The 14,004-nt window shown below is 57.2% G+C and carries 9 protein-coding genes; 6 read left to right on the top strand and 3 right to left on the bottom strand.

Going from position 1 to position 14,004, the window contains the following annotated elements; genetic code table 11:
• The first annotated feature begins 78 nt into the window (after positions 1–78).
• The 5 genes from bcsA (at position 79) to ATO67_RS08420 (ending at position 8,523) form a co-directional block, all read left to right on the top strand.
• Positions 79–2,274 (top strand): UDP-forming cellulose synthase catalytic subunit, encoded by a 2,196-nt coding sequence (gene bcsA, locus ATO67_RS08440; RefSeq protein ID WP_067646819.1) that lies wholly within the window; start codon positions 79–81, stop codon positions 2,272–2,274.
• Positions 2,271–4,667 carry a cellulose biosynthesis cyclic di-GMP-binding regulatory protein BcsB gene (locus tag ATO67_RS08435; RefSeq protein WP_067646815.1) on the top strand — a complete coding sequence of 799 codons (2,397 nt, stop codon included), beginning with the start codon at positions 2,271–2,273 and terminating at the stop codon, positions 4,665–4,667. Before bcsA ends, ATO67_RS08435 begins: the two co-directional genes overlap by 4 nt.
• Positions 4,664–5,713: a family 8 glycosyl hydrolase gene (locus ATO67_RS08430; RefSeq protein WP_067646812.1), complete on the top strand. Its 1,050-nt coding sequence runs from the start codon at positions 4,664–4,666 to the stop codon at positions 5,711–5,713. The genes ATO67_RS08435 and ATO67_RS08430 overlap by 4 nt, the downstream gene beginning before the upstream one ends.
• A complete protein-coding gene (locus tag ATO67_RS08425; RefSeq protein ID WP_067646810.1) occupies positions 5,710–7,980 on the top strand; it encodes a tetratricopeptide repeat protein in 2,271 nt (756 codons plus the stop codon). Before ATO67_RS08430 ends, ATO67_RS08425 begins: the two co-directional genes overlap by 4 nt.
• Positions 7,981–8,079: 99 nt before the next feature.
• Positions 8,080–8,523 (top strand): RrF2 family transcriptional regulator, encoded by a 444-nt coding sequence (locus tag ATO67_RS08420; RefSeq protein WP_067646808.1) that lies wholly within the window; start codon positions 8,080–8,082, stop codon positions 8,521–8,523.
• A gap of 12 nt (positions 8,524–8,535) precedes the next feature.
• On the opposite strand, the gene ATO67_RS08415 is transcribed toward ATO67_RS08420, so the two are convergent.
• From ATO67_RS08415 to ATO67_RS08405, 3 genes are all read right to left on the bottom strand, one after another.
• Entirely contained in the window at positions 8,536–9,066 is a 531-nt protein-coding gene (locus ATO67_RS08415) for a flavin reductase family protein (protein ID WP_067646804.1), read from the bottom strand.
• A 141-nt stretch (positions 9,067–9,207) separates the two neighbouring features.
• Entirely contained in the window at positions 9,208–10,356 is a 1,149-nt protein-coding gene (locus ATO67_RS08410) for an amidohydrolase (RefSeq protein ID WP_067646801.1), read from the bottom strand.
• 243 nt (positions 10,357–10,599) lie between these two features.
• Positions 10,600–11,940, bottom strand: a complete 1,341-nt coding sequence (locus tag ATO67_RS08405) for a dicarboxylate/amino acid:cation symporter (RefSeq protein ID WP_067646798.1) — start codon at positions 11,938–11,940, stop codon at positions 10,600–10,602.
• A gap of 246 nt (positions 11,941–12,186) precedes the next feature.
• On the opposite strand from ATO67_RS08405, the gene ATO67_RS08400 reads away from it, so the two are divergent.
• Positions 12,187–14,004: a sensor histidine kinase gene (locus ATO67_RS08400; protein ID WP_067646795.1), complete on the top strand. Its 1,818-nt coding sequence runs from the start codon at positions 12,187–12,189 to the stop codon at positions 14,002–14,004.

Below are 14,004 nucleotides of genomic sequence, written 5' to 3'. Positions count from 1 at the left end.
GTCGCTGCGGTCGAGAGGCCGTAACGTCGCGTTTTGGGAGGCATTATGCCTTCAGTTGATTGGAAAGCGAGGGTTTGCATGAGCAAGGCCATCTCCGTTGTCGTCTGGGCGTTCGTCTCGGTTTGCGTTCTCGTCATCGTGACGCTGCCCGTCAGCTTGCAGACCCACCTCATCGCAACGGCGATATCACTCGTTTTGCTTGCCACCATCAAATCGCTGAACGGGAAGGGCGCCTGGCGGCTGATAGCGCTTGGCTTTGGCACGGCCATCGTGTTGCGCTACGTCTATTGGCGCACCACCAGCACCTTGCCGCCGATTAATCAGCCGGAAAACTTCATTCCCGGTTTCCTGCTTTATCTCGCTGAGATGTATAGCGTTGTGATGCTGGCACTCAGCCTCGTCATCGTATCCATGCCGCTGCCGTCGAGAAAGACGCGACCCGGTTCTCCAGGCTACGTGCCAACGGTCGATATCTTCGTACCCACTTACAATGAAGATACGACATTGCTTGCCAATACACTGTCTGCGGCGAAGAATATCGACTATCCCACAGACAAGTTTACTGTCTGGCTGCTGGACGATGGCAGTACGGTTCAGAAACGTAATGCGTCCAGCGTCCCCGATGCACAGGCTGCGGCAAAACGACATGAAGAATTGCAGAAACTATGCGCCGATCTGGGCGTCAACTATCTGACACGAGAGCGCAATGTGCATGCCAAGGCCGGAAATCTCAACAACGGGCTGGAGCATTCCACAGGTGAGCTGATTACCGTCTTCGATGCCGACCATGCGCCTGCGCGCGATTTTCTATTGGAAACCGTCGGTTACTTCGAGGAGGACGAGAAGCTTTTCCTCGTCCAGACTCCGCATTTCTTCCTCAACCCAGACCCTATCGAGCGTAATCTGCGTACGTTCGAGACGATGCCGAGCGAGAACGAAATGTTCTACGGCATTATCCAACGCGGCCTCGATAAATGGAACGGCGCGTTTTTCTGTGGCTCCGCTGCGGTTTTGCGCCGGGCTGCGCTGAAGGAAACTGATGGTTTTAGCGGTGTCAGTATCACCGAGGATTGCGAAACGGCGCTTGCATTGCACTCGCGTGGATGGAACAGCCTCTACGTCGACAAGCCGCTGATCGCGGGACTTCAGCCCGCAACGTTCACCAGCTTTATCGGTCAGCGCAGCCGTTGGGCGCAGGGCATGATGCAGATCCTGATCTTCCGTCAGCCGTTGTTTCGTCGCGGGCTCTCGTTTACGCAACGTCTTTGTTACATGTCATCCACGCTGTTCTGGCTGTTTCCCTTCCCACGCACCATCTTTCTCTTCGCGCCGCTTTTTTACCTGTTCTTCGACTTGCAGATATTCGTCGCGTCCGGCGGTGAATTTCTGGCGTACACCGCTGCGTACATGCTGGTGAACCTCATGATGCAGAATTTTCTCTATGGCAGTTTCCGTTGGCCGTGGATTTCCGAACTCTATGAATATGTGCAGACGGTGCATCTTCTGCCTGCGGTCGTGTCGGTCATTTTCAATCCGTCCAAGCCGACCTTCAAGGTGACGGCAAAAGACGATTCCATCAGCGAGGCACGGCTTTCCGAAATCAGTCGGCCATTCTTCGTCATCTTCGCTGTGCTGATCATTGCCATGATCTTCGCGATCTACCGGATCTACGCCGAGCCCTATAAGGCCGACGTCACGCTGGTGGTGGGCGGCTGGAACCTGCTCAACATCATTTTCGCGGGCTGTGCGCTTGGCGTTGTATCGGAACGCGGCGAGAAATCCGCGTCACGCCGTATCACCGTCAATCGTCGCTGCGAGTTGCAAATCGGTGATAGCGAGGCGTGGTCGCCAGCGACTGTTGAAAACGTCTCGGTTAACGGCATGCTCATCAATATTTTCGAGCAAGGCCTGGGGACGGTCGAAAAAGGTTCTGCGGCCACCATCCGCGTCAAACCGCACAGCGCAGGCGCGCCGACGACCATGAGCATCGACATCGTCCGATCCGTTAAAAAGGACGGCTTTACCCAGGTCGGGTGCACCTTTGCGCCAAAGCAGGCGATAGACCATCGGCTGATCGCCGACCTGATCTTTGCCAATTCCGAACAATGGAGCGAATTCCAGCGGGCGCGCAGAAAAAATCCCGGGCTTATCAAGGGTACCGCGACGTTCCTCGCAATTGCCGTGTTTCAGACGCAGCGCGGCTTGTATTACTTTTTCCGCTCGCTCAAGCCGGAGCGGCCCCATAAAACGAAACTGGAAACGGCGAAGTCATGAGAACGGCGCTTCTTCTCACCGCATTTTTGGCGTCCGTTTCAACCGTAGCCTTTGCGCAGTCGGCACCTTTCGACATGTCGCCGGAGCGGCCAGCAACGTCCGCGCCGCCTCCACCTCTGGCACCCGTGGCACCGCCACAAATTCAGTTGCCCAGTCGGATTGCGCCATCGTCTCCGGTCCCGCCCGCTGCATCCACCCCGCCTGGTGCCCCGCCAAAGGTCGTCACGCGTTTGGGCGCCGGCAACCCGGATGATCGCCGTCGTTACATCCTGCCGTTTTCCGATCTCAGTCTGTCCGGTGAGATGGATCAGCGTCAGTGGACGCTGTATCTGACGCAGGACCAAGCCCGGTCGGCTGTGTCGCTGAACATCGGATATCAGAACGCCATTGTCGTTGCGCCGGAAAGCTCCAATCTTGAGGTTTCTGTCAACAATGTACCGCTGGAGCGCAAAAGCGTGTCGTCGCCCGATGCCGAAGGCAATGTGACGATGACGATACCGCCCGGCGCGCTTCAGGCCGGTGCAAACATGGTGTCTCTTGGCGTGCAACAGCGCCACCGTACGGACTGCACCATTCAATCCACCTATGATCTGTGGACCGAAGTCAGTCCTTCCAGCACCTATATGTCCTTCAATGCCGATGTTGGCAGCCAATTCGACATTATCGATGACATTCAGGCCACGGGTGCCGATCCAGCCGGGTTGACCGCCATCGAGATCGTCGCCCCGGGGCTTGCAAATCCTGTTTCTGCACAGCCGCTGTTGAAACTGGCACAGGCGCTTGCACTGCGCACGCAAATGCCGAACCAGAGCATCACGTTTCGCACCACGGTTCCCACGGAACGCAAAGCCGGAACGCTGGTCGTCATCGCGGGAACGTCACGTGAGATTGCCACCGCCACGCGGTCTGTCCCACCAGAGGCTTTGGCTGGCCCCTATGCGGGCTTTGAGAACGCCATCGTCGGTGGCGTATCGGCGCTGATTGTCAGCGGACCCACCGCGCAGGCGGTGCAGACTGCTATCGAGTCGCTTTCCTCTTCTGTAGAGCGGCCCGTCGGTACATCCCGCACCGCGCTGTCGACCAAGGCCTGGCACACGCCAGATGCGCCGTTGGTCATGTCCGATCGGCGTTTGCCGTTATCGGCACTCGGCGTCCGCAGCAGTGAATTTTCAGGCAGACGGTTCCGCACCGAGTTCACCATCGGCGCGCCAGCAGATTTTTACGCATCCGCTTACGGCGAGGCCACCCTGCTTCTGGATGCGGCCTATTCCAATGAAATTCTGCCGGGCAGCCATATCGATGTCTACGTAAATGGCAACATCGCGTCGACCGTGCCGGTTTCCAACCGGGGTGGCGGGATATTTCGCCATCTTCCCATCAACGTCACGATGCGCCATTTCGTGCCGGGCGTGAACACGATCGCCATCGAAGCCGTGCTGATGACGCAGGCGGATACGGAGTGCCTGCCGGGCGCGCCCGCCAATCAGACCCCTCGTTTTGCATTGTTCGATACCTCAGAGCTGCATATTCCGAACTTTGCGATGATTGGTCGTGCGCCTGATCTGGCCGCCATGAACGGTGTAGGACAACCTTATCGGCACGGTGCAGAGCCCGTTGCCCTTTGGCTGGAGCGCGTGGACACGGATACGATGTCCGCAGCGGCCACGCTGCTCAGCCGATTGGCTGTCGCTGGCGGTCAACCGGTGCCGGTCGAGCTGGTGGCGACACCGGCGGCAGTTGGCGATAGAAACGCGTTGTTTTTCGGCACGCTTGCGCAAATGCCGCAGGGGTTGGTCAACCAGCTTGATCTAGCATCCGCCAGTCAGGTGGCGTGGAAAGAAAGCGACAATGCCGTACAGCCCGCACAGACCGACCAGTTGTTCAACGACTGGCGCCAGCGGGTGGATGGAGGCGTCTGGCAGGGGCAGGTATCGTCTTTCGAGGAGTGGCTCAAACGCAATTTCGACATCAGTTCGGATACGCTGCGGTTCCTTCCCGGTGCCGAACAGGTCTATACGCCGCCGGGCAATGTTACATTCATGTTGGCGCAGGGCATGAGCCCGGGCGGCGAGGGCGTCTGGACCATGGCCACCGCCCCGACCTCCGCCGATTTGCGGACCGGCGTGGCCGCCATCGTTGAACAGAAGCGATGGGCGACGCTGGCTGGGCGCGTTGCGACCTATGATGCGACGTCCGACACGGTTGAGACAATTGCTGCCGAGCAACCAACCTTCATCGTGACCCGCCCGTTCAGCTTCTCCAACTGGCGGTTGATCGCCGCCAACTGGCTGTCCACCAACACGCTGTCCTACTCCCTCGTTTTCATCGGTTTTCTGACGCTGTTGGGATGTGTGACGTTTCTGATGCTGCGCGGCATGGGACGAGGCAAATGAGACAGTTCCTCCGCTTTCGGTTCAAACTTCTGGTGATGCTGGCAGCCATGTTTTTTCCATTCACCGCCACGGCTGCTTCGATTACGGAAGCCGACTGGAGTATCTATAAAACGGCCTTTCTCGACCCCACGGGCCGTATCATCGATACCGGAAACAACAATATCAGCCACAGTGAAGGCCAGGGTTACGGCATGTGGCTGGCTGTGCTCGCCGACAAGCCTGCGGATTTCGAACTAATCTGGTCGTTCACCAGAACCGAGCTTCTGGTTCGTGATGATGGTCTGGCAGCATGGAAGTGGGACCCGCAGGCCAACCCACACATATCGGATATCAACAACGCGACGGACGGCGATATTCTTATTGCTTATGCTCTGGCGCTCGCGGCGAAGCAGTGGGCCAAGCCGGATTACGCCGAGGCGGCGCGGAAAATTGCCCAGACCGTAATCGACAAGTCAGTTGTCGTACGCGGAGGACGCACACTTCTGCTGCCCGGCACGGTTGGTTTCGGAGAAAAAGACCGCCCGGATGGCCCGGTCGTCAATCCGTCCTATTTCATTTTTGAAGCGTTTCCTGTTTTGAACGAGCTTGCTCCATCTCCGCTCTGGGGGGCGTTGACGCGGGACGGGCTTGCTCAGATATCGTCATACTTGTTCGGTCCCAGGAAGCTGCCAGCAGACTGGGTTTCGGTAAGGACGAAGCCACGTCCGGCAGATGGTTTCCCCCAGGAGTTTGGTTATAACTCCGTCCGCATACCGCTCTATCTGGCACGCGCAGGGCTGGCGGATGTGAAGCTTCTCGATAGATTACGTGCGTCCATCCTCCTGGACGATGGTAATATGGCCACGTTCGATCTCCGTTCCGGCGACACCAAGGATGTTCTTTCCGATGCCGGATATCGCGTTATTCCAGCACTGGCGGCCTGTATAATCGACAGAAAACCCATCCCGGATGACCTCCGTCGCTTTACGTCAACACTTTATTATCCATCTACGTTGCATCTCTTGGCCTTGTCATTCGCGACTCAGGCGCATCAGGAGTGCTTATGAACGGAAAGACGCTCTACATATCTGCCGCGCTTTTAGTTGTTGGTGGTGTTGCAGCGTTCCAATGGCGTGACGAGCTTTTGGGCAGGGTTTCAAGTGTTCACACGACGGGTTCGATCAATCCGGGTGCGCTTGGCAGCCGTGTGTCTTTCGATCAGAATCCAATCCGAACCAATCCGGTGCGGTCACCTGCAGCAAGCCGCGTTACACAGTCTGAAGCCCCGGCAGCAGAACCGCCCGTGACCGTGCCAGTTGTCGATGGTGCGCAGGAGCCGACTTTGGCGCGCGTCCAACGCGCCGCGCCAGTTTCGCCCGACACTGCTACACCCAACCCTCCTGTGGTCGATGAGAGCGCCCTTCGGTATTTCGCCGCACAAGGCGATACCGCCCGCCTACAGGCAGAAATCGCACGTTTGAGAGCGCTCTATCCAGGCTGGACGCCTCCGGCAGATCCATTGGCTGTGCCAGAATTGCGCGATCCGCAAATGGATGCCATGTGGCAACTATATGCCAATGGCCGTTATGCCGAAGTTAGAAAAGCCATTGCCGACAGGCAGGCGACAGATGCGAGCTGGCAGCCGCCATCCAATTTGCTTGAGATGGTCAACCTTGCCGAAGCGCGCCAGCGCCTTGTCAACTCGTCCGATCTCAAGCAGTATAATGCAGTGGTCGAGACGGCCTCAAACAATCCGGGCCTGTTGACGTGCGGTGAAGTGGATGTGCTGTGGCGTCTGGCCGAAGCCTTTGTGCGCACAGATAAGCCAGAACGTGCGCGCGACGCTTATACCTATGTCTTGAGCAATTGTGATGGACCCGGTGAACGGCTCGCAACGGTTCAAAAAGCATCCGCCCTTTTGCCCATCGCCATGATGGAAGACCTCCTGTCGAAGGAAAAACCGGGCACCGACGGGCAGCTTGAATTCGAGCCGATCCGCGATGATCTGGCCCGGCAGCTTGTTGCCAATGCGGGCGAGGACAAGAACGCTATTGTTCCAACGACCTATCTGTTGCGCTTGGAACGTCTGGCGGAAAGCAACAAGCTGGCAAGCGATGCGCTTTTGCTGGGCTGGTACAATCTTCGCCGCGACAAGATGGAAGACGCCGAAAAGTGGTTCCGTCAAGCCAAGACGGCAGACGATTCCGCAGCCGCTTCACAGGGCCTTGCGCTTGCTTTGATTGCTCGCGATGCGCCGCGCGATGCCGAGGATGTCATGTATAAATGGCGGGCGTCATCCGATGATTCCCGCAAGACCTATCTGGCATCGGCCGCAAATCTTCTGGCGCTCGATCCGCCTGTGGCCCTTGAGCCCGAGGTTCTAAAGCGCATTGCGGAGGAAGCGGTCTCGCAGAAAGATGCGGCGACCGCACAGGAGTTCGGCTGGTATTCCAGAGCGTTCGAGCAGCCGCAGATGGCGTTGCAGTGGTTCAGCACGGCCTTGGCATGGAAGGCAGACGATGAAGCCTCGGCCTACGGCCTAGCTTTGACCTATCAGCAATTGAACAATGTTGCCGAAGTCCGCCGACTGCAGCAGCAATGGGGTGCGCAATCCCAGCGCATCGCGAATGTCGGCCGGTCAGAACCCCAAGCGCCGAGTGTCGCCACTGCCCGACCTGCCGAGAACGCTCCGCAGGCCCAGGCTGTTATGGTTCGTCGCGACGATGTTGCCTATACGCAATACGCAAACACCGTTAGCCCCAGACAGGGGCGCATTTCAAGCCAGAGCCAGCCTTCACGCAAGACCAGCAGATGTGTGACGAGTTTTGATCCGGATAGTCTTGCACCCCAGCAGGCGTTGCAGCAGGGTTGGTGCCTGATGGAAGCAAACAGGCCCGCCGAGGCGTTGAAAGCTTTTGGCTCTGCGCTCAAAGGCAGTCAGGAAACGGTCAGAAGCGATGCCGCCTATGGTCAAAGCCTTGCCTATCTTCGGATGGGGCTGACGGATAACGCTGCAATTTCCGCCACCAAGGCTGGAATGGACAGAACCAAGGCGACGGAACTTCAGATAGCCATTCTGACGGACAGGGCGCTGGCGGCATATCAGAACAAGCAATATGAAAAGGCGCTGATCCTGCTCGATCAGCGAGCACGCTTTGCCACGGAACGCACCGATCTGATGGTCATCAGGGGGTACGCCTACCTCAATATGAAACGCTACGGCGAGGCCATTCAAGTCTTTGAGGGCCCCGCTTCGACCGGGCAAAGAGACGCTGTCAGAGGCCTGTCTGCGGCAAGGGATGCGCGCCCGAGCAATGGCCCAAGAGGCGGTTGAATACAGCTCATGTATTTTTGATAGATTTCATGGAGTTCATTGAAAGTTCATCTGGCGGGTTATATGTGGTTCTCAGATACTCTTCTCTGAAAGACGACGATGCTGACCAAAAAGGGCAAATACGGGCTTAAGGCGATGATCGACCTTGCTGGTCTCGCACAGGGACAAACGGCCTTCGTCAGCGAAATCGCAGCTCGTAATAATATCCCTAAGAAATTTCTGGACGCCATACTCTTGGAGCTTCGCAATGAAGGAATGCTCCGTTCCAAGAAAGGCCCGGGTGGCGGATATGCGCTGTCCAAAGCGGCTTCCGACATTTACATCGGTCAGGTCATCCGCGCCCTGGACGGTCCGCTGGCGCCGATCCGCTGTGCCAGCCGCACTGCGTTCGAAGCATGCGAAGACTGTTCTGATCCACAAACCTGTCAGGTCCGCAGGTCAATGACCGACGTGCGGGACGCAATGGCCGCCGTTCTGGACAACATGACGCTGGAACAATTCGCGTCCAACAAGGGCGACGTTGCTACGGAACGCACGGCTTAGGTGCTCAGCCTATCAAACAGTCGCAAGATTGGCATATCGCCCGCCGTGATAGATGAGCGGTGCACCTTCGGCTCGCTCTACCGATAGCACGCGTCCGATGATGATGGCGTGTGTGTGGCGTTCGATGACGTCTTCAACGGCACAGTCGATGGCAGCGAGCGCGCCACGCAACGCAGAAGCACCACTTTCCAGCTCGAACCATTCCGCATCAGTATAACGGTCAACGCCTTTCAAGCCGCCGACACCGGCAAATCGTGAAGCGACGTCCTGCTGTTCTGCGGACAGAATGTTGACGCAGAAGTGGTTGTAGCGTGCGATGATCGGCCACGTCGACGAGGACTTGTTGATGTTGACGATCATCGTAGCGGGCTCCATGGAAAGAGCGGTCGCGGAGGTCACAGTCGCCCCGGTGCGGTTCGACCCCGTGCCTGCGGTGACGACGGAGACGCCGCCTGCCAAGCTGCGCATGGCCGCCTTCAGTTCGTTGGAATCGAATGCCGCTTTCTCACGTTCATCGTGGAGGTAAGTCACTGTTGCCGTCATCCTGTTCTCTCCAAAGCTTCAAGTCCCCAGTCATCAAACGATATCAGCGGGCTCAGGGGCCGAGGAGCGAAAGGATTTCATTGTTTATGAATTTTGTAGAAATCTGTTGTGGTTTGCGACGGTTTAATGCCCGAGGCAGGTTTAGTCCGTCAGGTTTCTGATTGCGCGCATGAATATCCGGGCGCCTGTCGCGATCAATGCGTCGGGAAAATCGTAATCGGGATTATGCAGGTTGGGATGATCGGTGCCTGCGCCGAGAAAAAACATCGCAGACTTGGAGACAGCGCCAAACCGCCCGAAATCTTCCGATGCGCGCATGGGCAAGCTACGACCATCATACTGCACCTGTTCTTGATCCAGTGCCATTCGAAGTTGGGCCACGGCATCTGGGTCGTTCTCGCAATGATGAAAGATATCGGCATAGGACATGTCGATCGCCAGCGCGTTATCGGCAGCGGATTTCGTGGCCAGTTCTTCGGCGGCAGCGCAAAGTTCTGCCATACGCTCATCCGTCAGGGTCCGAAGCGTTGCCCATATTTCTGCATTGGCTGGCGCTATTCCGAAGGCCGCTTCACCCATCATGGCATGGGTAATCGTTACCATCTTGAAGTCCGGCTGAGGCGGAAAACCTTGTCCGAGAGACGAGAGCGCTGGCATTAACGCTGAAATCGCCCGCATGGGCGAAACGCCATGTTCGGGCGACGAAGCGTGCGCTGTCTTGCCGGTAAGTTTTATCTTTATTCCACGGGATGCACAGTTGACCGGCCCCTCTATCAGCGAGACGTGACCCAACGGCAGACCGGGCAGATTATGTAAGGAAAATGCGTAGTCCGGCCTGATGTCCTCGAAAGAACGATCTGCGATAACCGCAGCAGCACCCGCTCCGGTTTCTTCAGCTGGCTGAAACAGCAATATCACCTTGCCTTTGCCGGGGCGACGCTTTGCAAGCCCCCGCGCCAAAGCCAGCAATATCGTGGAATGTCCATCATGACCGCACAAATGCCCATGCCCCTCAATGGTAGAGCGGTACGGTACGTCGGTCTTTTCCAGAATGGGAAGCGCGTCGAGTTCCGAGCGGATGAGCATGCTTGGGCCGTCATTGCCGCTGTCGAAGATCGCCGCCACTCCATGGCCGCCGAGATCGGTCAAAACCCTGTCTGGCCGCGATTCTTCGAGATGAGCACAGATGCGTCGCGCCGTGTCCTTTTCTTGCCCGGAAATTTCGGGAAACCGATGCAGTTCGTGGCGAATGTCTGTGAGTTCAACCAGATCGTGGTTCGATAGAAACATGATAACCTGCTGCCATGGCGTTCAAGAGAGACCGCATCATGTCTACAGGTTCGGCCTCTCAATGCAAAATCTTCGGCGGCACCCATCTTCGATTTCGCCCAGTCTCAGCAATGTGGGCAGTGGGTCTTCCACCATGCTGTTGACCGAACGATCTGATACTATCGGATAGAGCTGGGCTGTATAACGCCAGAGGACTGCGCCGATCTCTCGGGCAGCCCTCTTAACGTTGCGTGTGGTGACGGCTTATTCCGCGGGTTGCGGTACCTGTGTTGGAGCGACTTCACCGATGTTGGGAACGACGTCGCCGTTGAGAACGCTGGCCAATTGTGCTTCGTCCAACTCGCCTTCCCAGCGGGCGACGACGATGGTTGCGACAGCGTTGCCGACGAAGTTGGTCAGGGCGCGGCATTCCGACATGAAGCGGTCGATGCCGAGGATGAGCGCCATGCCGGCCACCGGGACGGACGGAACGACAGATAGCGTCGCGGCAAGGGTGATGAAGCCCGCACCGGTGATGCCTGCGGCACCCTTGGAGCTGAGCATGGCGACGAGAAGCAGCAGGATCTGCTCACCCCAGGACAGGTCGATACCGGTTGCCTGCGCAATGAAGAGGGCCGCCAGCGTCATGTAGATGTTGGTGCCATCGAGATTGAAGGAGTAACCGGTGGGGATGACCAGGCCAACGACGGAGCGCTTGCACCCCGCCTTTTCCATCTTGCTCATCAGGCCCGGCAAGGCCGCTTCCGAAGACGATGTGCCCAGAACGAGTAGCAACTCTTCCTTGATGTAGCGGATCAAGGCGAAAATCGAGAAGCCGTTATATCGGCAGACCGCACCAAGAACCACGACAACAAAGAAGATCGATGTGAAGTAGAACGTACCGATCAACATCGCCAGATTGGTAACGGACGAAATGCCGTATTTGCCGATTGTGAACGCCATGGCGCCGAAGGCCCCGATCGGGGCAGCTTTCATGAGGATCGCGACCAGTTTGAAGATCGGATACATCAGCGCATGCATGAAATCGACAACGGGCTTGCCGCGTTCGCCGACGATACCAAGCGAAATGCCGAACAGCACCGAGAAGAACAGGACCTGAAGAATATCGCCATCAGCAAAGGCGCCGACGATGGTCGTCGGGATGATGTTCATGAGGAAGCCGGTGATGGATTGTTCATGAGCCTTTGCCGCGTAAGTCGCGACGGCAGAACCATCCAGCGTGGCCGGATCGATGTTCATGCCCGCGCCCGGCTGCACGACATTGGCAACGATGAGGCCGATGATAAGGGCGAGCGTCGAAAACGTCAGGAAGTAGATCATTGCCTTGCCGGCAACGCGGCCGACTTTCTTCATGTCGTTCATGCCGGCGATGCCGGTGGCGACCGTCAGGAAGATAACGGGGGCGATGATCATTTTGACGAGACGGATAAAGCCGTCACCCAGCGGCTTCAACTGTTCGCCGATTGCAGGGTAAAAATGGCCGAGTGCGATGCCCGCTGCAATGGCTATGAGAACCTGAAAATAAAGGTGCCGATAAAATGGCAGTTTTACGTGGCTGGAGGCCACGGTGGTGCTATCAATCATGTTAGTTCCTCCTCGATCAAAACCCTGCCTTATGGCCTCCCGGGTCTGACGCATTTGGTTCACGGTCAAGGACCGCCTATTTATGATTGAGCAATTCCCGTGCCAGAGTAATTTTTATGGCGTAACCATTTGAAATTTAATAATTTTAGTTTTCCTACTTTGCCAGTGAAATAAATTTGTGTATGTTCCCGCCCATTAAAATCATGAGTTTGTGTGGAAATCCGCACATTGGGAGCATTTCGCTTTATGCGCAGTCTCGATACATCTCGCGCTCGATGGACCGCATTCATCGTCATGTGGTTGATCATCGCCCTTGCTGCCTTCGTCGCTGCCGAACGGCTTGGACGCGTTCAGGCCATGAAGGCGCTGCTGGCCACGGCGACCACAGATGCGGAACTGAAATCGGCGCTTCTGAATGTCGCCCTTGAGCGTCCACGCGTTCTGCCGCTCGTGCTGGCCCGGGACCGGGATATCATCGAAGCCCTCCGGGATGGCGATGAAGCTGTCCCGCGTCTGAACCGAAAGCTGGAAGGGCTGATCGAGGGTACACAGGCGTCGGTCATCTATGTCGCGGATACCAATGGCGTGACCATCGCGTCCAGCAACTGGCAAACGCCGGAGAGTTTCGTGGGCTCCAACTATGCTTTTCGGGAGTATTTCAGGGCCGCGATGGACACCGGCATGGCCGAACATTACGCGCTGGGAAATGTCAGCCGGAAGCCGGGTCTATATATCTCACGCCGGGTAGATGGCCCCGATGGTCGTCCGCTGGGGGTGGTTATTGCCAAGGTCGAGTTCAATCGCCTCGAAGCGGACTGGAATATCGGCAGGCACCCTGTCTATATCGTGGATGCCAATGGCGTGGTTCTGATGACCAGCATTCCGGAATGGCGCTTCAACACCGTTGCACCAATTGATGAAGCCCGGCGAAAGACCATTTCCGAAAGCCTGCAGTTCGGTGACGAGAAGCTTTCGACTATGCCGGTTGAGACGTTGTCCCATCCGGGCCCACAAGTGGCGATCGTCAAGATCGACGCGCCTTCCTCCCTCAGCGGTGAATATCTGCGGCTGGAACTACCGGTTCCGACCACGGCATGGTCGCTGCATTATTTGCAGCCGGTCAAGGCCACCATGAGCGTGGCTATCCGTGGCAACCGGGTGATTGCCGCTGCGGGCCTCATGCCGCTGATGGCCTTTTCCGCGATATGGCTGCGTCGCAGGCAAAAGGCAGCGCAGGCTCGTGCCGAAGCCGAGCGTGATCGTTCCGAGCTGGAGCGCCGTGTGCAGGAAAGAACGATTGACCTGACGATGGCACGGGATCGTCTACAGGCCGAAATCATTAGACACGAACAAACCGCTGAAGAATTGCAAAGCGTGCAGCACGAACTGGTCAAGGCCAACCGACTGTCCATTCTTGGCCAGATTGCCGCCGGTGTCGCGCATGAAATCAACCAGCCGGTCGCGACCATCCGCGCCTTTGCCGATAATGCCCGCGTTTTTCTGAAGCGTGATCGCATGAAGGATGCGGATGAAAATCTGGAAAGTATCGCATCATTGACGGACCGCATCGGCGTCATCACCAGCGACCTCAAAATCCTGGCGCGGAAAGGCCGCACGGCGGCGGAGCCGGTCAGTTTGCGCCTGGTGATAGAAGGTGCGGTTGTGCTGCTCCGCAGTCGGTTTGCAGGGCGCATGGATGCGCTGGATATCATCTTGCCGGATGAAAACGTTATCGTGTCCGGCAGTCGCATTCGTCTGGAGCAGATCGTCATCAACCTTCTGCAAAACGCCCTTGAGGCGCTGGAAGACAAACCGAACGGCCGCGTCGAGGTGCGGGTAAAGCTTATGTCTGATGAGGTGGTTCTGACCATTGCGGATAATGGACCGGGTATTGAGACTGCTATCCACGAACAATTGTTTTCTCCCTTCAACACGTCGAAGGAAGGGGGGCTTGGCCTCGGCCTGGTTATTTCACGCGATATCGCGTCCGATTATGGCGGGCGGGTCGATGTTGAAACCAGCGAGAATGGAACCTGTTTTTTTGTTTATCTGAAGCGAGCATGA

Origin of the sequence: Agrobacterium bohemicum, assembly GCF_001562555.1 — a bacterium.
Lineage (GTDB): Bacteria > Pseudomonadota > Alphaproteobacteria > Rhizobiales > Rhizobiaceae > Agrobacterium > Agrobacterium bohemicum.
This window is presented reverse-complemented; position numbering and strand designations above follow the sequence as displayed.